The sequence below is a fragment of the Streptomyces albidochromogenes genome (assembly GCF_005981925.1).
In the GTDB taxonomy this organism is placed as follows: domain Bacteria; phylum Actinomycetota; class Actinomycetes; order Streptomycetales; family Streptomycetaceae; genus Streptomyces; species Streptomyces albidochromogenes.
On record NZ_VBVX01000792.1, the window covers coordinates 1 to 381 of the forward strand.

Here is a 381-nt window from a genome sequence, read left to right on the forward strand (position 1 = left end):
ATTATAGGCGGATTAACCTTAATCTTACCCGTATTTGTTTTCTTCTCATACCCAGATAATCCAATTAATGCATCTTTTTTGACCACAGAAGAAAAGGTCTGGGTCATTAGAAAAGTTCAAAATACTTCCCACCAGTCTATTGAACAAAAAATGTTCAAAAAACGTCATGCAATTGAAGCTTTCAAAGATCCAATTTCATGGTTAATAGTTGGGTTCTTTTTTTTACAGCAGTTAGCTAATAACTTACCTTACCAACAAACTATCCTTTATGAAGAAATGGGTGGATTAAGTTTGCAGCAGTTTCTCTTCCATTGACTAATTATATAGGTGTATTGGCAGCCATTTCCTTAGCCTCACAATCCTTTGGTGTTGGAATGGATT

At 34.6% G+C, this 381-nt stretch carries 1 protein-coding gene; it reads left to right on the forward strand.

Going from position 1 to position 381, the window contains the following annotated elements:
• Positions 1 to 315 (forward strand): MFS transporter (locus E2E34_RS37825; protein WP_167518463.1); only part of this gene is annotated, 315 nt, incomplete at its 5' end.
• Positions 316 to 381 lie beyond the last annotated feature (66 nt).